Raw genomic sequence first — 25,949 nt, 5'->3', positions numbered from 1 at the left:
GACGTCCGGTTTACGGCAGGAACCAGCGGGCGATGCGCGCATAACTCGTATCCGCGTTGCGCACATAGTCTTCAGTCAGAAGCCCGGCGTGAAAATTCGTGAAGTCGCGGCGTCCCTCGCTCCACCACAGATGCGACCACAGGTGGATGCTGCATACATCGCGCAGGTTGCCGACGTTCTGTTCGAACAGGCTTGCGAAGCTCGCGCGGTCCACGCCAAAGCGATAGAACATCCGCCGTGGCGCGACGTGGATCCCGGCATGGCCCGCGTACCAGAGTTCGGAGGCCGTCTGGCAGGAATGCCGGCTCCAGCTGCCGTCGAATACCTTCGCGGCAAGATCACGCCAACCCCCGAGAAAGCTCGCGCCGGGTTCGGCAAGGATCACGGCATTGCACAGCGAAGGACGAATGATGTCGTTGTGCCAGAGGATCGGCGGCTCCTCGCCAAGCACGCAGCGGTGCTGAAAAAGCGCGTCAGGATATGGAGCGACGAACAGCGTATCGATGTCCGCATACACGCCGCCATGTTCGATCAATGCATCCAGGCGGATGAAATCGGCCTCGTGCGCATATGACCAGCCTTCACGTTCGATCAGTCGCCCGACCTCGTGCGCGCGATAGCGTTCGGGCGCGAATCCGGACGGCGGTTCCGTGACGGGCACGAGCTCGAGATGTGGCGCGATGCGATCCCACCACGGCCCATACGGCAGATGCCGGTAATACAGGCGCATGCGTGCCGGCTGGTTGACCTGTCGGCAGGATTCCAGGCACAGCCAGTGGGCGATGTGAAACGGCCCGGCCTGCGGGCGCAGGCCGAACACGAAATGGAAGATGCGCGGAATCTCAGCCACGAATCGCGGCGAGAAAACCGCGGGTGACCTGCGGTTCGGCGAAACGGTTCGTGATGTCTTGTGCGATGCGCGCCGCCGCGGTGCGCCATTCCTCAGGCATGGTGACGGCCAGCCGCATCTGTTCGATCGCATGATCAAGGTTCGCGACCGCCCAGCGCTGTGGTGGCCACAGGGACGGCCGATGCGGCGGGAACACCGGCACGTTGGTCAGGCCGCCGCGCACGGCGCCCGGCCAGTCGCTGCCGAGGAAATCCGCATGGCCGCCCCAGCCCGTCATCACGACCGGCGTGCCACGCGTGGCGGCATCGAACGCACCAAGCGACCAGCCCTCGCCATGTGCGAGTGAAACGTAGCAGTCGCCGATTTCGTGCAGCAGGTCGATGCCTCGGCCGTTGAGTTCGAACGGCATCAGGCAGACTGCTGGCGCCTCGTGCCCGCTGCGCTCGACTGCTGTTTCCATCACCGATTCGGCCAGCCCTTCCACGGCGACTTCCGGGTAGTACGGTGCGGCGCCGAAACCCTTCGCGCCGGTCTTGACGACGAGGGTTACCGGGTCGTCCGCGCTGAAGGCGCTCGCAAACGCGAACAGCAGGTCGTCCAGCGCCTTGCGTGGCGTCCACTGCCCGATCGTGTAGAACACGAAGTGCGATTCGGGAATGCCGAGCTGTTCGCGGAACTCGCTGAGCTCGGCAGGCGCGAACTCATTCCACGCATAGCGGTATAGATGCGGCACCGTGTGCACGGGCACGCGGATGCCGGAGGCACGAAACACCTGCGCGTTCAGGCTGGAGGGCACGCACACGCCATCGGCGCGTTCCAGCAACGGCAGCCAGTGCGGCGGCAGCGCGTCGGCCTCCCAGGTCGTGTAGCCGATATTGCGGTGGTCAGGCTGGAACAGCCGGGGCCAGTGTTCGGGGACCGTGTGCGCGACGACGGTGTCGCATTCGACCGGGCGCGCAGTCGCGGCGATCAGGGCCGGCAGATCACGCAGCGCCGCATCTTCGGCAAGCGTGTCCAGAAATGGGACTGACTCGCCGGGCTGGACCCGAAGGACGGCATCGCCGTTGGAAACCACCGGCACCCAGTGCACCGGCACGCCGGCGTTGACCAGCCCGCGCACATAGGCGATGCCGGCCAGACCGTAGCCAGTGGCCTCCAGGAACGAGCAGTAGCGAATACCGGCGGACAAGGTCTGGCTCCCGGTTCGGGCCCGCGCCGGTCGCGGACCTGCTAGCGACCGCTAGTGTCCTGTCCCGCAATTATCTGGCATTTCTGAGGGTTCCTACGGTTCGAGGGCAAGGCGCGTCGTGAAGGCAATGGTCATTGCATTGGCAAGCGGCGCAACACCGCCCTCGAACCGTAGAAGCCCTCCCTGCGGGCGCGGCTGAGCAGGGCTGACTCGGCGTTGGCGATCCTGTCCATAGCCCGCTATGGCTGCGCATCGCCGCCTTGATTCAGCCCAGCTCAGCCACGCAGAAACGATAGATAATTGCGGGACAGGACACTAGTTTTCGTCTTCGTCCTTGCGACGGCGACGCAGGCCCATCCAGCCGAGTGCGCCGGAAAGCGCCGCGACCGCCGCGGTGCCGAGCGTCGGCACATGTGGTGGCGGCGTGACCACGATCGTGACCAGTGCGTTGTCCACGCCTGAGGACGCGTTGAGTAGGTAGCTGACCGTGTCCGTACCCGCGAATCCGGGGGCAGGGGTGTAGCTCAGCACACCGCTCGGCGAGATGGCCGATGCGCCGTGCATCGCGGGCACGGTTTGCGTAACCGCAATACCGGCGGAATTCCAGAAGTCGTTGTCCGTGACGTTCTCGGCGGTGATCGACTGGCCCTGCCGAATGACGTAGTGGTCATCAATGGCATCGGTCGGCGAGCCGAGCAGCGCCGAGCTTGTGCCCGGTGCGGCGGCGGCCAGGACGCCCAGCCCTGCCAGCAGCTTCGGCCCGGCGACGCGCAGCCCCGCCTTCGGGCTGCCTGCGGGTTTCTTCGCCTTAGCGCCGGCGCTGTGGTCGTTCTTGCCCATCATCGCCCCCCAAGGCGAAAACTCGGTGCCGCAGACTATAGCTTGGCCGCTGGCATCGGGCAATTCGAGGCGGGTGGCTTGGCCGTGCCGGCGACGCTTGTCGCAGACCACCGCGGGCGGTAGATGGCACCCCGCGCCTGTAACGTGGGTCAGCGCTTTCGAGTTGCGGCGTGCTCAATGCGTTGGCGGAGATCCGCGGGCGCATGAAAGATGAATGCGCGTCCCTGTTTGCCCTTGTCCAGCAGGCCAAGCGTAACCAGCTGTTCGAGGTCCGTCCGCGCGGTCTGCTGGGTGATGCGGTGTGAGCGTTTGTGGCTCATGGTTGTATAGCCGTGACTGGCATGGCGCAACGCATGGGTCAGCAGCGCAACCTGCCGATGGTTCAGTTGATTCGCCAGACGCGGAGCCGTACGCAACAGTTTTTCCGCTGCGTTTTGTTCGGTCATCTTGTGCTTCAGGTAGTCATGCAGCGCCTGAATGGCCTTCTCAATCACTTCCAGTTGGTGAACGATGAAATAAGTCGTGTCGTTCGCATCGGTTTCCGTATGCAGAAAGGCGCGTGCATATTGTGCCGGCGCCTTGTGGAGCAGGCGAGAGATCGAGACGTATTCGATCAGCCAGTAGCCTGACCGCGCCATGCTCCAGTAGAAGATGGCACGCGCAGTGCGCCCATTGCCATCAACGAACGGGTGGTCGTAGCCAAGCATGTAGTGCAGCAATATGGCGCGAAGCACCGGGTGTACGAACTTGCCGCTGTCTGCGGACGCGTTTGCAAACGCGCACAGACGTTCCAGGCGGTTTGGCAGTGATTCGGCTGCCGGTGGCTCGTGTAGCACCGTGACGTGGTCCACGGAAACGACGTTAATGCGTTCGTCTGGCCGTCGCAGGCGGCCGACGGCGCTCGGATTTTCAAGCGTCCCTTCTGTAATCACACGATGCAGCGCCAGGACAATCTCCGGCGTGAGCGCCCTGTCGCGAAATTGCCTCACGGCCTCCATGGCGTTGTAGTTGTTCATAATCATTCGCTCGGAGCGGTCGCGTGGAACACGACCGCTTCGCAGCATCGCCTTGGCTTCCTCGCGCGTGGTGGCAGCGCCTTCGAGTTGGCTGGATGTGATCGCTTCCTCGATCAGCGAACTCACCAGATAACGATCACGGTCATCGAAGGTCGCGACAGGCAGATCCATCGCGACATGACCGGCGGCCTGGCGGTCGATCGAATGCAGGCGCGCAAGCACAGGGTCCGGCGTGCCGAACTGCACCGAGTTTCCGGTCTTGTCAACAAACGGCAGGCTGCGAAGCTGCGTCTGCCGTGCGAGCCGGACACCAGCCCACCAGGTTTCATGCGACAGGCCTTCGGGCGGCTGCCTATGGCGCAACTCGTCCCAGTGCAGGTAGCGGTCACCCACGAGCGGCCCCATGCCGAACAGGGGTGACGGGTTGTCCATCTCCTGAATCACGCGCAAAAAGGGCGGCGGTATCAGCGGAATTTGCATCGCTTAACTACTAAATTTTGTCGAATTAGCATTTCACTGACAGCTTAGTCTTAATTACTAAATTTGGTCAATTTAGTAGTTCATTGGCGGTTCCGGCAAAGACTTCATAAATTAATATATATTTCAGTTAGTTATGGGGAGATCGCCCGATCCGGGCTGACTGTCCGGTGCAAAACCGGGTGAGCCGATGTCGCTTGGATGGCGAGCCAAGGGGGGTGAGGCCACCCCGGGGTACGCATCCGTCCCCGTAACTGCCTAAGGCGGGTAGCCGAAAATGCAGCAGGACAGGCGAGTTTCCCTGTTGCCATGACGCCCACGAGGCCCGCGCAGATGCAGGGTTGCATATCACGCCCCGTCGCGAGATGTTCCCGGGCGGTGCTTGGTGCACACCCCGCGGGACGTCGGTTCCCCTGGCAGCTGGGTGCGTCAGGCAGGGCAGCAAACTCGCGCAGGGTTTTCAGCCAGCTTCTATCCTTCATACTCCGGATTGCATGGGGGCCGCCGACAACGGCGGTAGAGTGGGCCTTGAGTTCGACTTTCGCCGTTCCGTTGCTGTTGCTCGCCGGTCCGTCCGGTGCGGGCAAGACCACCGTCGCGCGAATTCTTGCCGCGACCCGCCGCTGGCAGCATTACGAACTGGACCCCTACTCCCGTGCGACGCGCCATTCGGGTGTGCCGGCCGCACAGTGGAATACGTTTTACGCCGGGGGCAATGCCGCACACCTGGCGCTGGAACTGCGACGCCGCGCGATGATTGCCGGCAAAGCGGGCGCGGTGATCTGCCTGCCCAGCCATATGCTGCTCGCGCCGGAGCAAATCCATGCCGCGGAACTGGGAGGCTTTGCGACCGTTATCCTCCACGGGGGTGCGGCGGAATGTCTCAAGTCCTTTGAATCGCGTGAGGCGACCACGGGGCGTGGGCTGACGCGCGAGCACTGGGAGCAGTACAGCGCGCTGGCCTGTCAGCGTTATGCGGGGCCAGACTATGTGCGCTACCGCGTCGATGCCTTCAGTGGGGGCCACCATCGTCTGATTGAACAGACCCTGGGCGAGGTCACCCGGCGGTTCGCTTCATGACTCCCAGCGACGGAGAACCTTCAGGCCGAGCGCGACGCTCACCGGTAGTCGGGCGATTCGGTCGCCTCGGCGAGTGACTTGCCGCAGTGCGGGCAGGTTTGCGTGTACGGTGATTCGCGCCGGCGTTCGATCTGTTCGACAAATCCTGAACTGATGATGCCGGCCGGCAGCGCGACCATGCCGATGCCAATGCTGGCGATCAGTCCGCCAAAGACCTTGCCGAGCAGCGTGATCGGGTAGGTATCGCCGTAGCCCACTGTCGTCAGCGTCACGACCGCCCACCAGAGTGTTGCCGGAATGCTCGAGAACGCCTCGGGCTGGGCATCGTGTTCCGCGTAGTACATCAGGGTCGCGGAGATCAGCAACAGGAACACCAGCGTGATGCTCGTCAGCACCAGTTCTTCGCGCCGCGAGACGAACACACGACCGATCATGCGAAACGCCCGCGAGTAGCGCGCAATCTTCAGGATGCGAATCAGGCGGAACAGCCGGAAAATTCGGGCAACGCGCGCATCCACGCCGAGGAAGGGCAGATAGAACGGCACGATCGCCAGCAGGTCGATGATCTGCATCGGTCGCGCGGCAAAACGCCAGCGTCCCCGCGGACCGGCGAATCGCGGGTCTTCCGCGCATGACCACAGCCGCAGCAGATACTCCAGCGTGAAGACCGTGACGGAGAAGACCTCGAACGCCCAGAGCGGCCCGGCCCAGGCCGCTTCGACATCCGGAATGCTGCCGACGATCACCGCCGCGACATTCGCGACGATCAGCGCGATGATCGCCATGTCCACAAAGCGGCTGGGCCGATCACCAGCGCTGGCGGCGGAAAGCATTTCCCAGGTTCGTTTGCGTGTCATGCAGGGATTCTCGGCGGCGCGGGTTAGCCGTGGCGAACGGGTTGGCCACGATTGTAGAGCGCGTCGCACCCCGGCGGTTCGAGCGGCAGCCGGGCAACCGGCGTGCGGGTGCGAGTCCGGCCGTGGCGAATGGTGCGCGGTGCGCATCACGCACCGAATGGGCCGTTCTACGGCTCAGGGCGTGAAGAAATATCGCGTCAGATGAAAGAAAATCGGTGCGGCGAAGCTGACCGAATCCATGCGGTCCATCATGCCGCCATGGCCCTTGATCATGCTGCCCCAGTCCTTCGCGCCGAGACTGCGCTTGACGGCCGAGAGCACCAGCCCGCCGAGGAAACCCATCAGCACGATCGCCAGTGACATGCCGGCCGCCTGCAGCGGCGTGAACGGTGTGATCCACCACATCGTGGCGCCGAGTGCGGTCGCGCTCGCGGCACCGCCGACGAACCCCTCGACCGTCTTCGACGGGCTCACGACGGGCGCAATGCGCGTCTTGCCGAACAGCTTGCCGAATACGTACTGAAACACGTCGCTGATCTGCACGACCAGCAGCAGGTAGAACAGCAAAAGCGCGTTGTGACCCTCGTAGCCTGGGATCTCCAGCAGCAGGATCGCCGGCACATGACTGATGCAGTAGACCGCGATCATCACGCCCCACTGGATCTTCGCGGCGCGCTCCAGAAATGATTCTGTGTCCTCGGCGAGCGCCGACAGCGATGGCAGCAGCAGGAATCCGTATACCGGAATGAAGATGCTGAACAGCGCATACCACTCGATTGCGATCAGGTAGTACTGCACCGGCACCAGCACGAAGAACGCGACCGACAGCGCGCGATAGTCACCGGCCCGCGTGGGTGTCAGCGTGAGGAACTCGCGCAGCGCCGCAAACGAGATCAGCGCGAACAGCACGATGGTCGCGATCTTGCCGAGCAGGAAGGCCACCGCGAACACGCCGACCATGACCCACCAGGCGCGCGTGCGCTGGATCAGGTTGTCGACCACGGCGCGGCCGTCGTCGGTCTGCATGCGCGCGCGGATCACCCGCCCGGCGATCGACGCGATCGCGAGCAGTGCGACGATGCCGCCGATCAGCCAGTAGAACTTCTGCTGTGCGTTCATTTGAGTGCGGTCACCGCAGCGCGGGCACGTTCGAGGAATTCGGATTTGGGTTCTTGCGCAATCCGCGCGAGCGGCGCGCCGAAACGCACGGTACAGATCAGTGGAATCGGCACGAAGGTCCCCTTCGGCATGGTCCGGTGCAGGTTCTCAAGATACACGGGCACGAGGTTCACGTCGGGGAAGCGTTCCGCAAGATGGAACAGCCCGGATTTGAAGGGCCCCGGCAGGGCGTCGCGGTTGCGCGTGCCCTCGGGAAACAGGATCAGCGAACCACCGTTTTCGAGCGCCGCGTTCAGCGGTTCTAGCGGGTCGCCGTGCGTCTCGCCGCGCACGCGTTCGATGAACACCGCGTTCAGCGCATGCACGGCGATGTATTCGCGAATGCCGCCGCGGTTCCAGTAATCGGCCGCGGCGACCGGCCGGGTGCGAACGCGCAGTGGCTCGGGCAGTGCCGACCACAGCGCGAGCGTGTCGATGTGGCTCGAATGATTCGCAAAGTAGATGCACTGCGCCGCCCTCGGTTCGCCGCCGACCCAGCGCGGTGCCGCGCCCACGAGCGCGCGAACCACACCGATCAGAACGCGCGAAAGCCACATGATCAGGCGTGCCCGAGTTGCCGTGCGATGGCCAGCGTGCGCGTGACGCAGGTCAGCACCGCGCCGACCGCAATCGCAATCGCCGCCGCCGTCAGCGTGTGGCGGCTGCCGAGCCAGGGCAGCTCGATTGCTCCCAGGATGCAGGCCACCGTAAGCACCGCCATGCGGTGCTGCTTGGCCATCGGGCCGCGAAAGTCCTGCGCGAAGCCCAGCGATCCGCCGAACACCCGCACATAGGCGGTGAGTGCCGCGGCCAGTGCGCCGAACCAGCCCAGCCACGGCAGGCCGATGCCGTAGCCGAGCGCGACGATCAGCAGCGAATCGGCGATACGATCCGGGAACTCGTTGTAGATCTGTCCGAGCGCGGACTTGCGACCGCCCTCGACCGCGACCATGCCGTCGAGCAGGTTGCAGATGAGTCGCGCCTGGATCGCAAGCGCGCAGCCGACGAGCGCCCAGGCGCCGGGGTTGCGCGCCAGCAGCGCCGCGCCGGCGGCGGCGAATGCGACGCTGAGCACCGAGATCTGATTGGGTGTCACGCGCGAGCGGGCCAGCCAGGCCGCCGTGCGCTGCGCCCAGGCGCTGGAACGCGCCGCGATCGGGCGGCGATTGTCGATGAGGTTTTCGTCGTGGCTCATGGCGGAATCGCGCTGCGGGCGCATGCATGCGGACTGCCGCGCACTTCTACGCCTGATCAGGGCCGCAATGCAATGTTCGCTTGATTTGAAGCAGGTCCGTCATTGGAAATGCTGGGGCCGGTTCTTTATTCTCCCTTGGTTGATTCGACTGACGTTGCAGACTTATCACTGATTCAATCACGAAATGTCGGCCGCGTGCCGGTGCGGCTTGCGCCGCAGCGGACGGCCGCGTCACCAGCGTCATGAGGCGGGCGGTTGCGGCGCTGCCTTGCGGTGGACACGGGTGAGTGCATGCGAATTGCGCTGATCAGCGTCCACGGGCTGATCCGTGGCGACAACCTCGAACTCGGTCGCGACGCGGATACCGGCGATCAGACCAAGTATGTCGTCGAACTCGCGCGTGCACTCGCCGAGTGCGAGGGCATCCGGCAGGTCGACCTGATCACACGACTCGTGGCCGATGCCGCGGTCGATGCCGACTACCGCGAGCCGATCGAACCCCTCGGACCACGTGCGCGCATCGTGCGCATCGCGGCCGGACCGCCCGGTTATCTGCGCAAGGAACTGCTCTGGGATCACCTCGACGCGTTCGCGGACAACCTGCTCGACTGGTTTCGCGACAACGGGGGCCTGCCCGATCTGATCCACAGTCACTACGCCGATGGCGGCTATGTGGGCGCGCGGCTCGCGAATCTCTCCGGCGTACCGCTCGTGCATACCGGCCACTCACTCGGTCGCGTCAAACGCCAACGCCTGCTTGCATCCGGGCTCAGCGCCGCGGAGATCGAAAGCCGCTATCACATGGCGCGGCGCATCGAGGCCGAGGAGTTCACGCTCGCATCCGCGCGTCGCGTGATCACCTCCACGCATCAGGAGATCGAATCCCAGTACGGCCTATACGATCACTACCAGCCGGAACGCATGGCGGTCGTGCCACCGGGCACGGACCTCAAGCGGTTTCATCCTCCGGACGGACACGAGCGCGACAGCGAGATCGCGCGCGCCGTGGGACGGTTTCTGCGCAAGCCCGAAAAGCCGATCGTACTGGCGCTCTCGCGCGCCGACGCACGCAAGAACATCGCGACGCTGGTAAACGCCTACGGCGCGTCCAGCAAACTGCGGCGCATGGCGAACCTCGTGATCGTTGCCGGCAATCGCGACGATATCCGCGATCTGGATGAAGGCGCCGCAGCGGTGCTCGGCGATCTGCTGCTGGCGATCGACCGTCATGATCTCTACGGCCATATCGCCTATCCCAAGCACCATTCCGCCGCCGATGTCCCGGAGTTGTATCGGCTCGCCGCTGCGACGCGCGGTGTTTTCGTGAATCCGGCGCTGACCGAGCCATTCGGGCTGACCCTGATCGAGGCCGCGGCCAGCGGACTGCCCGTGGTTGCGACCGAGGACGGCGGTCCGCAGGACATCATCGCCAACTGCGACAACGGCCTGCTGGTCGATCCGCTCGACGCCGAGGCGATGGCGCATTCGATCATTGCCGTGCTGGGCGATGCCGAGCGCTGGGATCAACGTGCGGCAAGCGGTCTGCGCGGCGTGCGCGAACACTACGCGTGGCCCGCGCATGCGCAGAAGTACTTGGACATCGTGCGGCCGGTGCTCGGGCGCGACGAGGTGCTCAGCCGTCCGCCACTGAACCGCCGACGCGCAATGCTCTACCACGATCGTGCGCTGTTCACCGATCTCGATCAGAATCTGCTGGGCGATCCCAGCACGATCCCGGCGTTCGCCGAGCTGCTGGTTGCGCATCGCAAGTGTGCGTCGTTTGGGATTGCCACCGGCCGGCGCCTGGATTCCGCGCTCGCGATGATCAAGCGCCACGGCATTCCGGAACCCGACGTGCTGATCACCAGCGGTGGCGCGGAGATTCATTACGCACCGAAACTCACCGCCGACGCGTACTGGGCCGATCACATTGATCATGGCTGGACCCCGAATGTCGTGCACCGCGTGCTGCGTGGACTGCCCGGCATCAAGCCACAGCCGCGCGGCGAGCAGCACCGGTTCAAGATCAGCTATTACATCGACCCGGCCAGCGCGCCGTCGGCCGAAGAACTGACCGCCCTGCTGCATCAGGAACTGCAATCGGTCAACGTGTTCATCTCGTTCGGACAGTTTCTGGACATCCTGCCGATCCGAGCGTCCAAGGGTCTTGCGCTGCGCTATTTCGCGGCGCGCTGGGAGATACCGCTCGAACACATGCTGGTGGCCGGCGGCTCGGGTGCGGACGAAGACATGATGCGTGGCAACACGCTCGCCGTGGTGGTGAAGAACCGCCATCACGAAGAATTGTCGCGACTGGTCGACATCGATCGTGTGTACTTCGCCGAGCGGCCGTTTGCGGCCGGCATCTGCGAGGCGATCGAGCACTACGACTTTTTTCGCAGCTGCACCGTGCCGGAAGAAGCAGCGGATCGCGCCGGATGAGTGCGCGCATGCTGCTGTGCACCGATCTGGATCGCACGCTGATCCCGAACGGGCCCGCACCGGAGTCGCCCGAGTCGCGGCAGAGCTTCGCACGTTGTGCCGCACGCGCGGACGTGACACTGGTGTACGTCTCGGGACGGCACCTGAAACTCGTGGAACGCGCGATTGCAACCTACAGCCTGCCAAAGCCCGCGTTCATCATCGCCGACGTCGGCACGAGCATCTTTTCGTGGCACGACGACCGCTGGCAGCCCTGGCCAGACTGGGAGCGGGAAATCGGCCAGGACTGGAGCGGCCGCACCGGCAACGATGTGCGCGCCGTGCTGGCCGGCACGAAGTCGTTGCGACTGCAGGAGCGCGCGCGCCAGGGACGCCACAAACTCAGCTATTACGTGCCGGCGAAACTGCGGCGCGAACCCATCGCAGCGGAAATCGGGCAACGCCTGCAGGCCGCGGGCCTGCATTCGCGGCTGATCTGGAGTCTCGACGAACCGGCCGGTATCGGCCTGCTCGATGTGCTTCCCGAGCGGGCATCCAAATTGCATGCAATTCAGTTTCTGCGTGCGCGCACCGGATTCGGGGAGGCCGAAGTGCTGTTCGCCGGTGACAGCGGCAATGATCTGGAAGTGCTAACAAGCGGCCTGCCGTCCGTGCTGGTCGCCAATGCAAGTGACGAAATCCGCCAGGCAGCCCAAGCGCTCGCGCATCGAGACGGTCATCCCGACCGGCTGTATCTCGCGCGCGGCTGGTGCCGGATGAACGGCAACTACAGCGCCGGGATTCTGGAAGGCATCGCACACTTCATGCCGCACATGATCGAGGCATGCGAGGGTTCAGCGGATGCCGACTGAACGGACGCTGTGTGTATTTGGCGAGGTCCTGTTCGACCGATTCGAGGACGGCCGCGCCGTGCTCGGTGGCGCGCCGTTCAATCTCGCCTGGCATCTCGCGGCGTTCGGTGCGCAGCCGGCGTTTGTGTCGCGCGTGGGCGATGACGACCTCGGCCGCGAGATCCGCATGCGCATGCGCGAGTGGGGACTCGACGACACCGGCCTGCAGGTCGACCCCGATCGTGCAACCGGCGTGGTCGATGTGCGGATCGTTGACGGGCAGCCGCAATACGAGATCGTCGGGGACCGCGCCTGGGACGCGATCCATGCGCGGGGGCTCGCGGCAACCGCTGCGGACGCGATTCTCTACCACGGCACACTCGCGCTGCGCGATGTCGGGAATCGGGCGGCGCTCGCCGCGCTGGCTGCCAACGGGCCGGGCCGTTTCGTCGACGTCAACCTGCGCGCACCGTGGTGGACCGGCGAATCCGTACACGCGGCCCTGCATGCCGCGCGCTGGGGCAAGCTCAACGAAGACGAACTGGCCCTGCTTGCGCCGGATCACGACGGCACGGCACGTCGCGCCCGGCATCTGATCGAGCGGCATGGGCTGGAACGTCTGTACCTGACGCAGGGCGAGCGTGGCGCGGTCGCGTTCAGCGCCGGCGGTGACAGCGTCGGCATCGCGCCCGCATCCACCGGTGCCGTGGTCGATACCGTTGGTGCCGGCGATGCGTTTGCGGCCGTTCTCCTGCTCGGGCTGGCACGCGACTGGCCGCTGGAGCGAACGCTCGAGCGCGCGCAGGGGTTTGCCTCGGCCGTCGTCGGCCTGCGTGGCGCAACGACCAGCGAGCGCCGCTTCTACCAACCGTTTCTTGAAGCCTGGGGTGATTCATGAGCCTGCGCGAATCGATCGATCGCGAACTGCACGACTTTTTACAGACCGAGCCGCAGCTTGCGCACCGTTTCTGGCACGAGCTGCGCAGTCGCGACCGTGCGCTGTTCCTGCGTTCGGATCTGCAGGACAGTTTCGCCGGCGTGTGCGAGTCGCCACAGTGCGAACGACTGGTCGACACGCCGCTCGGGCAGCTCGTGCGCTGGGCGCAGGAGGCCGTGCTGCACGAGACCTGGCTGTATTTCGCATTGCGCTCCAAGGTCGCACGCTGGATGTACCTGCGCGTGGAGACCGACACCGGCAGTGTCGCGGCCGTGCCGGTCGACGAGTTCCTGGCGTTCAAGGAACGGCTTGTAGCCTCAGGAAAGCCCCCGGAATGGACCCTGACCGTGGACCTCGAACCGTTCGCGCGTTCGTTCCCGCGCATGCGTGAGGCGCGCTCGATCGGGCGCGGCGTGGAGTTTCTGAACCGGCGCCTGTCATCGAGCCTGTTCGAGGAACTCGGCAAGGGCGACGGTGGCCTGCTGGAATTTCTGCGCGTGCATCGCTGGCGCGAGCAGCAGCTGATGCTGAACGACAGCATCAACAACGTGCGTGAACTTCGCGCAGCGTTGCGCGCGGCGGAAGACTGGCTGGCCGGCGAGGACGCGGGCGCGGACTGGCACGTGCTTGGCGCACGGCTGCGCGGCCTTGGTTTCGAGCCCGGCTGGGGTCGCACGGCGGCGGACATGCGTCAGACCATGCAGCTGTTGCTCGAGATGCTGGAGGCGCCGACACCCGACGGACTCGAGCGATTCCTGGCCCGCGTACCGATGATCTTTTCGGTCGCAATCGTCTCGCCGCATGGTTGGTTCGGGCAGTCCGGCGTGCTGGGTCGGCCGGACACCGGCGGCCAAGTCGTCTACATTCTCGACCAGGTGCGCGCGCTGGAGCGCGAGATGCGCGAACGCATCGCCGCGCACGGGCTGGACATCGAACCGCAGGTCGTCATTGTCACGCGCCTGATCCCGAACGCGGAGGGCACGACTTCCGATCAGCGGCTGGAGCCGGTCGCCGGCACCGAACATGCGCGCATCCTGCGGGTGCCGTTTCGCACGGCGGACGGCACCGTCGTGCCGCAGTGGATCTCGCGTTTCGAGATCTGGCCGTTTCTGGAACGCTATGCGGCCGATGTCGAGCGCGAACTGCTGGTCGATCTGGGCGGACGCCCGGACCTGATTGTCGGCAACTACTCCGACGGCAACCTGGTGGCGACACTGCTGTCGCAGTCGCTCGGCGTCACGCAGTGCAACATCGCGCATGCGCTGGAGAAGACCAAGTACCTGTACTCGGATCTGTACTGGCGCGAGACCGACGCGCAATATCACTTTTCCTGCCAGTTCACCGCCGATCTCATTGCGATGAACGCGGCCGATTTCATCATCACCTCGACCTATCAGGAAATCGCCGGCACCGACGACAGCGTCGGTCAGTACGAGGCGCACGGCGCGTTCACGATGCCGGGCCTGTATCGGGTGGTGCATGGCATCGATGTCTACGATCCGAAATTCAACATCGTGTCGCCCGGCGCCGATGCCGAGGTGTATTTCCCGGCCGCCGAACACGAGCGCCGCCTCGTGCACCTGGCGCCGGAAGTCGACGATCTGATCGACGGGCGCGAGACCGCCCACGACATCCGTGGCGTGTTCGAGGACACCACGAAACCACTGTTGTTCACCATGGCACGCATGGATCGCATCAAGAACATCACCGGGCTGGTCGAGTGGTATGCGCGCAATGATGCGTTGCGCGAGCGAGCGAATCTGCTTGTGGTTTCCGGGCATGTGGACGTGAACCGCTCGGGCGACGCCGAGGAGCGCGCGCAGATCGAACGCATGCATGCGCTCATGAACGAATACGGGCTGGATGGCAGCGTGCGCTGGCTCGGCAAACATCTGGACAAGTCGCTGTGCGGCGAACTGTATCGCTCGATTGCCGACCGCCGCGGCGCGTTCGTGCAGCCCGCGCTGTTCGAGGCGTTTGGTCTCACCGTCGTGGAGGCGATGGCCACGGGGCTACCCACGTTTGCGACACGCTTCGGCGGTCCGTCGGAAATCATCGTCGACGGCGAATCCGGTTTTCACATCGACCCGAACCACGGCGACACGGCCGCGCAACGGATGGAAGCGTTCTTCGTGCAATGCGAGGCCGACGCCGACCACTGGGATCGCATCGCGCGCGGCGGCATCGAGCGCGTCGCCGCACGCTACACCTGGGCGCGCTACGCCGAGCGGCTCATGACGCTGTCACGCGTCTACGGCTTCTGGAAGTTCGTCAGCGACTTGGAACGCACCGAGACGCGTCGGTATCTGGAAATGTTCTACGGCCTGCAGTTCCGTCCGCTCGCGCAGGCGATCGGCTGAACCCGGAATGTCCGGGGCGCGACGCGCCCCGGCGTTTCGGGCACCTCAGGTCGGCCGCCTGCGCGCGACGCGAAGTCCAAACCCGGTCAGGATCAGCATGAACAGCCCCAGTCCCAGGGGGCCTAGCGCGGGCACGGGCGCGGCCGGGGTGGGCGTGATCTCGACCAGTCCCGTGTCGTAGGAGCCGCCCGGTCCGAACGGCAGAGCGCCCGTCGGCACAGCGGGAATCGGACTGAACGTATCTCCCGCAATCAGCATGCGCGGGCCATCGGCAATCAATGCACTGCCAATGTCCGTGCTGTCGCCGCCCCAGAGGGTGGAGTAGTGCAGCGTGGTGAGGTCGGTCGACAGCACCGACAGGAAGAAGTCGTAGTTTCCGCCGTTGATCGTCTGAACCGCGCCCGCGGTCGTCGGAAAATTGGAAGATGCGGTGCCGCCGGTCACGACAACCCGCGATCCGCTGAGCTGAATCGCCCGGCCGAGATCGGTGGAGTCCCCGCCCAGCAGGGTTGATGCGTCAAGGGCGGTGCCGGCCGTGTTCACGACCGCGATGAAGGCCGAGTAGCTACCCGGCTGCGAAGTCTGGTAGGCGCCGCCGCTTACCGGGAAATTCGGTGACGCGGTGCTGGCCACCACCCAGGCCCGTCCCAGCGTGTCGACGACCAGGGGATTGGCCCCTGCCGTCCCCAACAGGCCGCCGGTATAGGTCAGTGATGTGGTCAGTTCCGAACCGGAACCACCAAACCGCAGGGCATAGATCAGGTTGTTGAGCCCGGCATCGAACTTCGCGACAAACTGGTCGGAACCGCCGCCGGTGCCGAACAGCGTATTGAGCGGGCTGTCGGTCGAAAACGTCGATCCGGTGATATACACGTTGTTGCCGGCATCCACGGCGACGCCCAGGGCGCCCTCGGATGAACTGCTGCCGCCGAAGTAGGTGAAGTCCGTCATGGCCGTCAGCGCGGCGTTGAGCCTGAGGACGAACGCGTCGGTGCCCGACGGTGCCGTGTCGTATCCTGTCGGCGAACCCCAGCTCACCAGGTCGGACCCGGTCTGCCCGGTCAGCACCAGGTCGCCGCCGGTGCCAAAGCGCATGTCGCCGAGGTAGTCGGACGCTGACCCACCGAGGCGGGCCGACGCCAGCAGGCTCTGGCCGTTCGCGGCCAGATGAAACACCTCGAGGTCGTACGAGCCGCCCGTGCCCTGGATCAGGCCCACACTTCCGCTGAGGACGGAGCCGGCGACGTACAGCGAGCCATCTGCGGCCAGCACCGAACGACCCAGGTACTCGGTCGCCGTGGTGCCGACGTAGGTGGCCCACAGCAGCGTATCGTTCGCAAGATTGAATTTCGCCGCAAAGAAATCGTTGGCGCCGCCCGCATTGCCCGGTTGCACCACACCCGCCGTCGCCGGGTAGTCGCTCGAGCCGCTCCAGCCCGTGATGTAGCGGCCCGAGGCGTCTTCGTGCACCGAGGCGACATACTCACTGCTTGAACCACCGATGTGCCGCGAGAACGTCACCACGGGGTCGATCACCAGCGGCAGTGTCGGGTCGAGCGTGCCGAGCGCGAAACGGATTTCCGTGCCACGAAGTTCGAATGCCGCGGCAATGGGCAGGTGCTGACCGTCGGCGTTCACCTGCCAGGCCAGCGGCCGGCTCTCGACGATGTCGCCGGCGGTTGTTGTGATCACCAGGTTGCCGTCGGCGTCCAGTTGCAGGTCCGAGGCACCGGTGTAGCGAAGGCCGATTCGGTCGGGATCCGCGCCGGGTGCGACCTCGAAGGTCGTCTCGAGCGTGCCGCCCCCGACCACGTCAAAGCGGGCGTCGATCCCGGTGTAGACACCGCGGTAGGCCACCCGCCGCCAGGCATGTGCGGGCGCGGATGTCGCGCCTGTGCCGAGCCAGTTGTAAGTGCCGGGCAATTGCGACTGTGCGGAAACGGACGCTGCTGCCGCGCCCACGAATTCGACGGCCACGCTGTGTCGCGTCGTCGTCGGAGCGACATCCTCCACCGCGCTGGCACCGAGTGCCGACGCGTCGTAGACGAAGCCACCGCGATCCAGCCAGACGCTGAGCTGCGCGCCCTGGTCCCCGGTGGTCTCCAGCCGATACAACGCGGCCGGGTTCCACTGGCCGCGGTTCTCGATAAAGCCGGGCTCCCCGGTCATGGCCCGTGATGCGCACGGGAGCAGTGCGCATGCCGCGAAGAGGCTGACAGCAACACGAGTTGATCTCACCATCATTCCCCCTTCAGAAACTGGCGTGATGTGCGTTTCGGCGGTGTTTTTTTACGGCAAGCTCGCGGAACGAGGTCTCCGCTTCTTGTGAGCATCCTGCGCTTGCCGCGGGCGAAGTATTGCACGATCGATCCACAGACGGGCACTGTTTTTCTCTGCCGCCAGGGGCAGTCCTGCAACCCGTGGTCAGCGCGGAACGGACACCAGAGAAACACTGAACAAATCTAGAGTATCCCGCGGCACATGGAAGTTCGCTGCTCTGGCAATCCAGGATGGATTGATCCGAGCTTCCCTGGATTGTCCGGTTTGAAAAGCGCGATGAGCACGAACCTGCGTTGTGCCGAAACTCGGCCGAAACGGGTCGCGTCGCACGGTGACGTACGCCTATGATGGCCCCCGCCGCCAGACTCGCGCCGGCTTGCCCCTTCCGCCCGGGAGTAAACCCAGTCCCATGATGATTTTGCGTTCGTACCGATCGCTCTGCGCTGCGCTGCTTCTGTTCGTGCCGGGCGTGATCACGGCTGCTGCCGAATCGACGCCGGTTGTCAGCCAGCCGGGGTCCAGTCCGCCCGCAACAGGCTGGCACGACATCCAGCTCGATGTCAGCGGCCGCTATCGCCATCTGCGGGTCTATGTTCCGCAGACGTTCAAACCTGGCTCGCCTGCCCTGGTGCTCCTGCACGGCGGCACGCAGAGCATGCGCAAGTTGTTCGAGCCGGACGCCGGCGGCAGCCAGGCCTGGCAGACCATCGCCGATCGCGAGGGCTTGTTGCTGCTGGTGCCGAACGGCACCGCCGCGCGCAGCGGCGATGCGGCCGGCGACCGGCAGAACTGGGACGATCTGCGCGCCGACGGGCCGCTGGCCAAGGCCGAGGTCGACGATCTCGGCTTCATGCGCCGGCTCACGGACTGGGCGCGCGAGCGCTACGCCTACGACCCGGACCGGCTGTATGTGTCGGGTGCGTCGAACGGCGGCGTAATGACCTATCGACTGCTCATCGAGCAGTCCGATCGCTTCGCCGCCGGCGCGGCGTTCGTCGCGAACCTGCCGAAGCAGAGTACCCGCGTGCGCCCGCCCGCCAATCCGCGTGCGCTGATGATTGCCAACGGCACGCTCGACCGCATCATGCCGTTCGAAGGCGGCCAGGTCGGGCGCATGCGTGGAAATGTCCTGTCGGCCGCCGACACCCTGGAGTGGTGGGTAAAGGCCAACCGTGCAGATGCCAGCGCCAAGCAGACCGAGGCACTGCCGGACGTCGATCCCGAGGACAAGTGCCGGATCGAACTGACGCGCCATCCGGCCGGGAGCGACGGCGCGCCGGTGTGGTTCTACCGCCTGACCGGCGGCGGTCACTGGATGCCGTCGATCGGGCATGCCGTGAAAAACCGCAAGGCCCTTGCGCGGCTTCTCGGCCCGCAGTGCCGCGATGCCGAGGGCGCCGAACTCGCCTGGGCGTTTCTGCGCGAGCGCAAGCGCAAGGACTGACGCGGCTCATACCGCGGCGCATTGCGGCAACGCGAAGTGCCGCGCCGGCTAGTGTCCTGTCCCACAATGATCTGTCATTTCTGAGGGTTCCTACGGTTCGAGCGCAAGGCGCGTCGTGAAGGCAATGGTCATTCCATTGGCAAGCGGCGCAACACAGCCCTCGAACCGTAGGGGCCCTCCCTGCGGGCGCGGCTGAGCAGGGCTGACTCGGCGTTGGCGATCCTGACCATAGCCCGCTATGGCTGCGCATCGCCGCCTTGATTCAGCCCGGCTCAGCCACGCAGAAGCGATAGATCATTGTGGGACAGGACACCAGCCCGGATGGCTTGATCAGGGCTTGTGCGAGGTTTCCCAGGCGATCGGCAGTTTCCACAGCCCGCGGATCAGGATGCTCGACCGCCACGGCAGCGCAGCCGGATCTGCGGCCAGGCGAAGGTTCGGCAGGCGTTCGAGCAGGGTCGAGAGCGCGATGCGCGCCTCGAGCTTCGCCAGCGAGGCGCCGAGGCAATAGTGGATGCCGCCGCCGAACGCCAGATTGCGCGGCCCGTCGCGATTCAGGTCCAGGCGATCCGGGTCGCTGAACACGTTCGCGTCGCGGTTCGCCGATGACAGCACCAGACGGATCGTCTCGCCGCGACGGATGCGCTGGCCATCGAGTTCGAAGTCCACGGCCGCCCAGCGCCGCGTCGAGGTGCGCACCGGGCCGTCGTAGCGCAGCAGTTCATTGACGGCGGACTCCATCAGCGCCGGTTCGGCGCGCAGGCGGTCGAACTGCTCGGGATTGCGCAGCAGGGCCAGCATCGCGTTGCTGATGAAGTTCGCGACGGTTTCGAACCCGGCGGCGATCAGCACGACCACCATGTTGTACAGCTCCGGCCCGTCGAGCCGGTCGCCCTGCTCATGCACCTCGACCAGCGCGGTGATCAGGTCCGCCTCGGGTTTGCTGCGCCGCGCGCTGAACAGCCCGCCGAGATAGTGCACGAACTCGTGCAGGCGCCCGGCGAGCGAGGCGTACGGTGCATTGGCATTGGTCAGGTCGACCAGCGCCTGGATCCACACACGCAGCGCACCGTAGTCGCGTTCGGGGACACCGAGCAGTCGCGCGATGACGATCTGCGGCAACTGGTAGGCGAAGTCCTGCACGAGGTCCATCTCGCCGCGCCCGATCACGCGGTCGATCAGGGTGTCGGCGATGGTCTGGATGGGACCGGCCAGCCCCTCGACCTCGCGGCGCGCAAACGCCTTGTTGACCAGTGCGCGCAGACGGGTGTGATCCGGTGGATCGCGAAACAGCACGTGACGGTTGACATACTCGACCACCGGCGGGACGTGTGCGCGTCCCGGCCCGGTCCGAAGCCGCCATTCGTCCTTGGCGATGCGGTCGCTGTCGCGCAGCAGCGCATCGACGTCGCGAAAGCGCGTGACGTACCACTCCAGCACGTTGTCCGACGCACGCACGCGCAGTGCCGCGCCCGCTTCGCGCATGCGTGCGAACACCGGGAACGGGTCGGCGATGAAGGCGGCGTCGGCCGGGTCCAGAGGGTACATTGCGGATGGTGCTGGATTGACGCGTTGCGCGGCAGCCGGTGGCAGCGCGGCAGCTGGCGCGGGCTATGATACTGCCTGCCACTCTCCACGACAGTTCCCTGCGATCCCCGTGCCGATCGAGTACCGGCCTGCCTGGCCCGACGAAACCGCGCTCGTGCTGCGCCTGTTCCGTGTGCCGTTTCGCAGCGGGCCGCATCTGCGCATTTTCGTTGCCAGCGCGACCGAGCCGCGCGAGCGCGTGGTCGGCTGCTTTGTGTCCTGCGCGACGCCAGCGCTGGCCGGTGGCGACGGGCGCGAGCGCTGCTATTTCGTCTGGCGCCTGCTGCCCGGTTACGAGGATGGCCCGGTTCGCGCCGAGCTGCTCGAGCGGGGCCTTGTCGACGTCGCTAGCGTCCGTGCGCTGCCGCTGGTCACGCAGGACCTGCTCGAAAGCGCGGACTGCCCGCGCGCGCAGCTGCTCGCAGCCCACGGGTTCGCGCAGCTGGAGACGATCGACGAATACCAGGCCGGGTTCGACGAGGTGTGGTCACGCTGCCGCCGGATTCATGAGCGGCTCGAGCGTCACGGTGGCGTGCCGGCCGGTGGCCGGGTGCTGTCCTTCGAGCCCGGCCTGCTGCCGGCGATCCGGACCGCGTTGCACAACGATCACATCATGAACACGGCGGAGTTCGACGCGCGCGTAGGCGGCGAGAACGCCGAACGCGTCGATCTCGAGCGCAGCACGGCGATCGTCGTGAACGACGAGCTGGTCGGCCTGATGGCGGTCAGCCCGGTCGCGGGCGAACGTGGTTATGTCGTGTCCGGTCGCTGGGTCGACCCGGGCTATCGCAACGGCTGGGTCAACGCGGAACTCATCTACAACTCGGTCCGCCAGGGCGTGCCGCTGGGGCTCGAATTCGTGCGCTTCGTGGCCAGCCAGAAGCGGCACCAGGAAACCGCGCGGCTCGCCATCCGGCTCGGCGGCGAACCGGTGCGTCGTCTGATTCGCTATGCGCGGGAGTCGCAATGAGGCCAGAGCTGCACATCCTCCAGAACGGCGTGCCGCGCAGCGGCAATGTCTGGCTGTACAACCAGGTGCGCCGGTGTCTGGTCGAGGCCGGGGTGGAGGTTCGCCAGAACGTGGATTCGGACCCGGTCGCGCTGGCCCTGCGCGAGCGCGATCTGGGCGTGCGCCATGTAGCCGAGGTGGATTTCATCAACATCGGCACGCTGAAGCTTTTCTATTCGATCCTCGACGTCTATAAGTGGCCGATCGACGATATCGACGCCTACGTCGCTTCGACGACGCAGGCGGCTTCGCACTCGTCGTGGACCACGCTGTCGGCGGACATCTACCGGCGCTTCTCCCATGTCCTGTATGTGGTTCGCGATCCACGCGACGTCGCGCTGTCGCTCGCGCGTTTCGCGTTCACGCCGTTCAATCTGCGCATGCGCCCGCACGGATTCGACCGGCCTGCGCAGTACCTCGATCACGGTCTGCGCGAGTCGATCCACGCCTGGGTCACACACATCCAGTCGCACCTCGCCTACCGGCCCGAGTATCACGGCCACGTGATCTTCTACGAGCGCATGCTCAGCGATCCGATCGGCGAACTGCGCCGGATTGCGGATTTTCTCGGGCTGCAACTCGATGACGCCGCACTCGCGGGCGTGGCCGGTGCGACGAACCTGCCGGCGATGCAGAACCAGCAGCCGAACCATACGGGCAAGGGTGGCTGGGGCGGCTGGCGCGAACAGCTTTCCCGACCGCAGAAGGCCCTGGTCGAGAAGCTCGCCGGTCCGTTGCTCGCGCATCTGGGCTATCCGGTCGATGCGGCGGAGGCCGAATCGTGGACGCCGGAGGCCCTGCGGCTGGATGCGTGAACGGGCGTTCGCGGGATTGGCCGTCCGCTGACCGCGATTGCGCGTGCGCGAACACTGGGCCTAGAATCGCGGCAGCGCCGAGTTTTGAATCAGGCGCACCAGACCATACTCCGGGGGGGGACGACATGGGCTTGACCATCGACGCGATCGGATCCGATCGCAAACAGCTGCTGAGCTATCTCGTCGGCGCCGGCTTTGCCGGTGGCGCGCTGCCGGCCTCCGCCCTGCATGTCGAATGGGGCCCGCCGCTGTCGGCAGTGGATACCGATACGTTCCTTGGCCTTGACGCCGTGGGGCTGAGCAAGCACCAGGGCGTGGATCTGGATATCGCGCTGGGTACCGGTTCGGTTTCCGGTCCTCCGCCCGGCGTACTGTCCATGAAGTCCGGCACCCCGCCCGACGTCAAACTCAATCTGCCGCAGAACTCGCTGTACCTGATTCCGGGCGACACGTTCAAGGCGAACAAGGGAGAAAAGATCGCCTCCACCAAGACCGGTCCGGGACTTGCGGTCGGCGGCCCGAACGTCACCGTCGCGAAGGGCGGCAACCTGCCTCCGGGCACGGTGATCGACGGAACCCTGCCTTGGCAGCGCGGGAGCTTTCTAGCGCTGAAGGGCAAAGGCTTCAAGTCCACGGGGCAGGATCACTATATCGGCCTTCGGCGCGACGCCGGTGGCGGCCAGATCTACTACGGCTGGCTGCGTTACCAGTACGGATCGATCGACGCGCACGAGCTGTTCATGCAGGATGTGCCGAACGTCCCCGCGGTGGTTCCGGGCGGACCCAGGGAAGTACCGCTGCCATTCGCCGCGCCGCTGACGCTGCTCGCGACCGGCGCCGCCGGGCTGGCGGCATTGCGGCGCAGACGCAAACCCGCCGCTAAGTGAGCGAAGCCGCGGCAGGAGGCCCACTCCTGCTGATCGACCTGCCCGGTCTCGACTGGGCGCTGCTGCATCCGCTGATCGACGCCGGCGAGCTGCCGAATCTCGCGCGGCTGGTCGAGGCCGGCTGTTCCGGCACGCTCACCGCACCCCGCCCCCAGGTCAGCGCCCTGCTCTGGAACAGCCTTGCGAGCGGCCAGCCCGCGGCCCGCCACGGCGTGTTTGCGCGGGTGCGCCAGAACCCCGGCGATGCGGCACCGCATGTACTGACCGCGCGCGATCGACAGGTCTCCATGCTCTGGCAGCGGGTCGCGGCTTGCGGTCGCCGCGCCGGTGTCGTCGGCGGCGCCGTCACGCACGGCGAAATCACCAAGGGTGTAGATGTCGTTTCGGAGTACCTCGGTTCGCCGACCGCGCCGAAGACCGATGCACTTGTCGATGGCTGCATCTCCCCCGCGGAGCTTCGCGAGCCACTGGCCGAATGCTGGATGCGCCCCGAAGAAGTCGACTGGGAAATGCTCGCGTTCTTCGAGCCGGGGCTGGGCAGCGTCAACCAGGAGCGCGATCCACGCCTGGCCATCATCGGCGCGGCGCTCGCGCAGACCTTCTCGCGCCATGCCGCGCTGCTTTGGCTCCTCGAACACCGGCGGCCCGACTTCACGATGGCGAGCTACGCGCTCCTGGATGACCTGTTGCACGCGTTCATGCCCAGCCATGTGCTCGGGCGGCAGCACAACGCCGGACTCTTCGGGGCGGTGCTGGACCGGGCCTGCCGCCTGCTGGACCTGCTGCTCGGCCGGCTCCTGGAGGTCGCCGGGGCATCAGCAACCGTTTTCGTCACGTCGACCCACGGCGCGCGCAAGCCGACCGGGCCCGCGATCGCGCGCTGGGTGCGCGAGCCGCGCGAGGCGCACCGCCACGGACATGGCGTTCTGATCGCCGCCGGCCCGGCCATCCGCGCCGATGCGCTGCTGCACGGGGCGCGCGTGCTGGACGTCGCGCCGACGGTACTGCAACTGCTGTCCCTGCCCGTGACCGACGACCTACCGGGCCGCGTGCTGGGCGAAATCCTCGCCGCGACACCGGCCACCGAGCGCGCACCCGCAGCCAGCATCGCGGCACCGGCCGCCTATGCCGCAGTCGAGGCGCCATCGGACGAGACCGCGTCGCTCGGCGGGGTTTTCGCCGCCATGGGCGCCGGCGTCGCGGCCGAATCGCAGCCGGCGGCGACGCCGCTCGCAAAGATCGACGAGCGCTGGTACTGGAACCGCGCGCGGGCGCTGCGCGACGCGGGCCAGCCGGCGGAGGCGCTGGGAGACCTGGAGCGCCTGTGCGAAGCCGCCCCGGAGCAGACCCGTTACCTGGTCGAACTGATCGACCTGCAGCTCTCGCTCGGTCTGTTGCGCGAGGCGCGCGACAACGCCGAGATCCTGCGCGAACTCAGCCCCGAGTCGCCGAACGTGACGCTGGTGCTGGCGCGGATCGAACAGGCCTCCGGGCGTTACGCGGAGAGCCTAGAATTGCTGCAAACGCTGAACGCCGAGGATGGCGGGCCGGCTCCTGGCGTCGACCGTTTCGTGGGTGTCGCTCAGCTGCGGCTGCGTCGCTGGGCCGAGGCCATCCAGACCTTCGACCGCGTCGTCGATCGCAACCCGACCAACGTGCACGCGCTGCGTGGCCGTGCCCGCGCACTGCTGGGTCTGCGGCGTTTCGACGAGGCCGCGGCCGACGCGCTGAAGGCGATCGGACTCGACTACCAGCACGCACCCTCGCACTATCTGCTGGGCGTCGCGCTGCTGTCGCAAAAGCGTGATTTCGAGGCCGTCGTGGCGCTGCGCACGGCCGCGCGTCTCGCGCCGGGCTGGGCAAAGCCGCATATCCAGCTGCTGCGGATCAAGCGGCGCAACGGCGCGACTGAAGCCGATCTGAAGCTGCATCGTGCGGTGATCCAGGCGGCGGGCCACCAGGATGCGCTGCGCGACGGGCTGCGCCGCGACATGGCCGAACGCGCCCGGGCCCGGGCTGCCGAGAAGGCCCGCCTGCGGGCGCAGTGGGTGGCCGACGGCGTGACGCTCGAACCGCCAGCGCTGGCGCCGGCACTGGCGATGAACCAGTTCGTGGTCAGCGGGCTGCCGCATGCTGGCGTTGAAGCCGTAGCCGGCATTCTGGCGGCCGGTGGCTTTGCGCGGTTCGATCCGGCGACGGCGCCGGGGGCCGACGGACCCGGCTCGATCAACGACCTGCCGGTGAATCCGCGCCTGCTGGATGCCGCGCGCGGGCGGCTGATCGGCATGCCGTCCACGCTGCTCGGCTATCTGCCGCGGATTCACCACTACAAGATCCTGTTCATTCGCCGGCCCATTGCCGAGATCCTGATCTCGCAACAGCGCGCCGGCCGCGATGAACTGATCGCCGGGCTGCCGCTGCGGGAGGCCGCGCGCATGTTGCTGAGACATCGTGACGGCGTGCTCGCCGCGCTGCGCAACGCGCCGCATGTGGAGCTGCTCGAAATCGACTATCCGGCGCTTTGCGACGAACCCGAGGCCCAGCTGCTGCGCATCCAGGAATTCTTCGGCGTCGACGAACTGCCCGATCTCGCCGCGATGTGCGCGGCAGTGGTTCCATCACGACGCCATGCGCGCGCGGATTCCGCGCGCGTGCCGGCACCGCTGCGCGAGCCGGCCTACCTGCTCGCGTCCTGA

General features: G+C 66.1%; 20 protein-coding genes. 10 read left to right on the top strand and 10 right to left on the bottom strand.

All coding sequences use genetic code 11. From position 1 onward, the window contains the following. Nucleotides 1-10: 10 nt before the first annotated feature. From KDG50_08825 to KDG50_08810, 4 genes are all read right to left on the bottom strand, one after another. A complete protein-coding gene (locus KDG50_08825; GenBank protein ID MCB1865523.1) occupies nucleotides 11-850 on the bottom strand; it encodes a hypothetical protein in 840 nt (279 codons plus the stop codon). After that, nucleotides 843-2,039: a glycosyltransferase family 4 protein gene (locus tag KDG50_08820; protein ID MCB1865522.1), complete on the bottom strand. Its 1,197-nt coding sequence runs from the start codon at nucleotides 2,037-2,039 to the stop codon at nucleotides 843-845. Before KDG50_08820 ends, KDG50_08825 begins: the two co-directional genes overlap by 8 nt. Nucleotides 2,040-2,354: 315 nt before the next feature. Continuing rightward, nucleotides 2,355-2,879: an IPTL-CTERM sorting domain-containing protein gene (locus KDG50_08815; GenBank protein ID MCB1865521.1), complete on the bottom strand. Its 525-nt coding sequence runs from the start codon at nucleotides 2,877-2,879 to the stop codon at nucleotides 2,355-2,357. 149 nt (nucleotides 2,880-3,028) lie between these two features. Continuing rightward, the gene (locus KDG50_08810; protein ID MCB1865520.1) at nucleotides 3,029-4,066 is read right to left on the bottom strand and encodes a Fic family protein; all 1,038 of its coding nucleotides are present in this window, start codon (nucleotides 4,064-4,066) and stop codon (nucleotides 3,029-3,031) included. Between the two features lie 834 nt (nucleotides 4,067-4,900). On the opposite strand from KDG50_08810, the gene KDG50_08805 reads away from it, so the two are divergent. Then, nucleotides 4,901-5,452, top strand: a complete 552-nt coding sequence (locus KDG50_08805) for a hypothetical protein (protein MCB1865519.1) — start codon at nucleotides 4,901-4,903, stop codon at nucleotides 5,450-5,452. Nucleotides 5,453-5,490: 38 nt separating this feature from the next. Here KDG50_08805 and KDG50_08800 read toward each other — a convergent pair whose 3' ends face one another. The 4 genes from KDG50_08800 to KDG50_08785 form a co-directional block, all read right to left on the bottom strand. Then, entirely contained in the window at nucleotides 5,491-6,309 is an 819-nt protein-coding gene (locus tag KDG50_08800; GenBank protein MCB1865518.1) for an ion transporter, read from the bottom strand. 174 nt (nucleotides 6,310-6,483) lie between these two features. Continuing rightward, nucleotides 6,484-7,428, bottom strand: a complete 945-nt coding sequence (locus KDG50_08795; GenBank protein ID MCB1865517.1) for a phosphatidate cytidylyltransferase — start codon at nucleotides 7,426-7,428, stop codon at nucleotides 6,484-6,486. After that, a complete protein-coding gene (locus tag KDG50_08790; protein MCB1865516.1) occupies nucleotides 7,425-8,024 on the bottom strand; it encodes a 1-acyl-sn-glycerol-3-phosphate acyltransferase in 600 nt (199 codons plus the stop codon). The genes KDG50_08795 and KDG50_08790 overlap by 4 nt, the downstream gene beginning before the upstream one ends. Nucleotides 8,025-8,026: 2 nt before the next feature. Beyond that, entirely contained in the window at nucleotides 8,027-8,662 is a 636-nt protein-coding gene (locus KDG50_08785) for a CDP-alcohol phosphatidyltransferase family protein (protein MCB1865515.1), read from the bottom strand. 291 nt (nucleotides 8,663-8,953) lie between these two features. Between KDG50_08785 and KDG50_08780 the strand changes: the two genes are divergently transcribed. The 4 genes from KDG50_08780 to KDG50_08765 are packed head-to-tail and all read left to right on the top strand — an operon-like array spanning nucleotide 8,954 to nucleotide 15,231. Next, on the top strand, nucleotides 8,954-11,104 hold the full coding sequence (locus tag KDG50_08780) for a glycosyltransferase (protein MCB1865514.1): 2,151 nt from the start codon (nucleotides 8,954-8,956) through the stop codon (nucleotides 11,102-11,104). Next, the gene (locus tag KDG50_08775; GenBank protein MCB1865513.1) at nucleotides 11,101-11,955 is read left to right on the top strand and encodes an HAD-IIB family hydrolase; all 855 of its coding nucleotides are present in this window, start codon (nucleotides 11,101-11,103) and stop codon (nucleotides 11,953-11,955) included. The genes KDG50_08780 and KDG50_08775 overlap by 4 nt, the downstream gene beginning before the upstream one ends. Further along, on the top strand, nucleotides 11,945-12,832 hold the full coding sequence (locus tag KDG50_08770; protein MCB1865512.1) for a carbohydrate kinase: 888 nt from the start codon (nucleotides 11,945-11,947) through the stop codon (nucleotides 12,830-12,832). Before KDG50_08775 ends, KDG50_08770 begins: the two co-directional genes overlap by 11 nt. Further along, the gene (locus KDG50_08765) at nucleotides 12,829-15,231 is read left to right on the top strand and encodes a sucrose synthase (protein ID MCB1865511.1); all 2,403 of its coding nucleotides are present in this window, start codon (nucleotides 12,829-12,831) and stop codon (nucleotides 15,229-15,231) included. The genes KDG50_08770 and KDG50_08765 overlap by 4 nt, the downstream gene beginning before the upstream one ends. Before the next feature lie 45 nt (nucleotides 15,232-15,276). Here KDG50_08765 and KDG50_08760 read toward each other — a convergent pair whose 3' ends face one another. Beyond that, on the bottom strand, nucleotides 15,277-17,400 hold the full coding sequence (locus tag KDG50_08760) for a hypothetical protein (GenBank protein ID MCB1865510.1): 2,124 nt from the start codon (nucleotides 17,398-17,400) through the stop codon (nucleotides 15,277-15,279). Between the two features lie 520 nt (nucleotides 17,401-17,920). Between KDG50_08760 and KDG50_08755 the strand changes: the two genes are divergently transcribed. After that, nucleotides 17,921-18,955 (top strand): prolyl oligopeptidase family serine peptidase, encoded by a 1,035-nt coding sequence (locus KDG50_08755; protein ID MCB1865509.1) that lies wholly within the window; start codon nucleotides 17,921-17,923, stop codon nucleotides 18,953-18,955. Nucleotides 18,956-19,285: 330 nt separating this feature from the next. Here the strand turns inward: KDG50_08755 and KDG50_08750 are convergent, their stop codons facing one another. Continuing rightward, a complete protein-coding gene (locus KDG50_08750) occupies nucleotides 19,286-20,503 on the bottom strand; it encodes a cytochrome P450 (protein ID MCB1865508.1) in 1,218 nt (405 codons plus the stop codon). A gap of 109 nt (nucleotides 20,504-20,612) precedes the next feature. Between KDG50_08750 and KDG50_08745 the strand changes: the two genes are divergently transcribed. The 4 genes from KDG50_08745 (at nucleotide 20,613) to KDG50_08730 (ending at nucleotide 25,949) form a co-directional block, all read left to right on the top strand. Then, nucleotides 20,613-21,512 (top strand): hypothetical protein, encoded by a 900-nt coding sequence (locus tag KDG50_08745; protein MCB1865507.1) that lies wholly within the window; start codon nucleotides 20,613-20,615, stop codon nucleotides 21,510-21,512. Beyond that, entirely contained in the window at nucleotides 21,509-22,366 is an 858-nt protein-coding gene (locus tag KDG50_08740; protein ID MCB1865506.1) for a sulfotransferase domain-containing protein, read from the top strand. The genes KDG50_08745 and KDG50_08740 overlap by 4 nt, the downstream gene beginning before the upstream one ends. A 125-nt stretch (nucleotides 22,367-22,491) precedes the next feature. Further along, nucleotides 22,492-23,253, top strand: a complete 762-nt coding sequence (locus KDG50_08735; protein MCB1865505.1) for a hypothetical protein — start codon at nucleotides 22,492-22,494, stop codon at nucleotides 23,251-23,253. After that, nucleotides 23,250-25,949, top strand: a complete 2,700-nt coding sequence (locus KDG50_08730) for an alkaline phosphatase family protein (protein MCB1865504.1) — start codon at nucleotides 23,250-23,252, stop codon at nucleotides 25,947-25,949. The genes KDG50_08735 and KDG50_08730 overlap by 4 nt, the downstream gene beginning before the upstream one ends.

This window comes from Chromatiales bacterium, assembly GCA_020445605.1.
Lineage (GTDB): Bacteria > Pseudomonadota > Gammaproteobacteria > JAGRGH01 > JAGRGH01 > JAGRGH01.
This window is presented reverse-complemented; position numbering and strand designations above follow the sequence as displayed.

Coding starts and splice junctions, on each gene's coding strand:
- KDG50_08815 (MCB1865521.1), bottom strand. CDS start 2,879: ATGGGCAAGAACGACCACAGCGCCGGCGCTAAGGCGAAGAAACCCGCA.
- KDG50_08810 (MCB1865520.1), bottom strand. CDS start 4,066: ATGGATCTGCCTGTCGCGACCTTCGATGACCGTGATCGTTATCTGGTG.
- KDG50_08800 (MCB1865518.1), bottom strand. CDS start 6,309: ATGACACGCAAACGAACCTGGGAAATGCTTTCCGCCGCCAGCGCTGGT.
- KDG50_08795 (MCB1865517.1), bottom strand. CDS start 7,428: ATGAACGCACAGCAGAAGTTCTACTGGCTGATCGGCGGCATCGTCGCA.
- KDG50_08790 (MCB1865516.1), bottom strand. CDS start 8,024: ATGTGGCTTTCGCGCGTTCTGATCGGTGTGGTTCGCGCGCTCGTGGGC.
- KDG50_08785 (MCB1865515.1), bottom strand. CDS start 8,662: ATGAGCCACGACGAAAACCTCATCGACAATCGCCGCCCGATCGCGGCG.
- KDG50_08780 (MCB1865514.1), top strand. CDS start 8,954: ATGCGAATTGCGCTGATCAGCGTCCACGGGCTGATCCGTGGCGACAAC.
- KDG50_08775 (MCB1865513.1), top strand. CDS start 11,101: ATGAGTGCGCGCATGCTGCTGTGCACCGATCTGGATCGCACGCTGATC.
- KDG50_08770 (MCB1865512.1), top strand. CDS start 11,945: ATGCCGACTGAACGGACGCTGTGTGTATTTGGCGAGGTCCTGTTCGAC.
- KDG50_08765 (MCB1865511.1), top strand. CDS start 12,829: ATGAGCCTGCGCGAATCGATCGATCGCGAACTGCACGACTTTTTACAG.
- KDG50_08760 (MCB1865510.1), bottom strand. CDS start 17,400: ATGACCGGGGAGCCCGGCTTTATCGAGAACCGCGGCCAGTGGAACCCG.
- KDG50_08755 (MCB1865509.1), top strand. CDS start 17,921: ATGATGATTTTGCGTTCGTACCGATCGCTCTGCGCTGCGCTGCTTCTG.
- KDG50_08750 (MCB1865508.1), bottom strand. CDS start 20,503: ATGTACCCTCTGGACCCGGCCGACGCCGCCTTCATCGCCGACCCGTTC.
- KDG50_08740 (MCB1865506.1), top strand. CDS start 21,509: ATGAGGCCAGAGCTGCACATCCTCCAGAACGGCGTGCCGCGCAGCGGC.
- KDG50_08735 (MCB1865505.1), top strand. CDS start 22,492: ATGGGCTTGACCATCGACGCGATCGGATCCGATCGCAAACAGCTGCTG.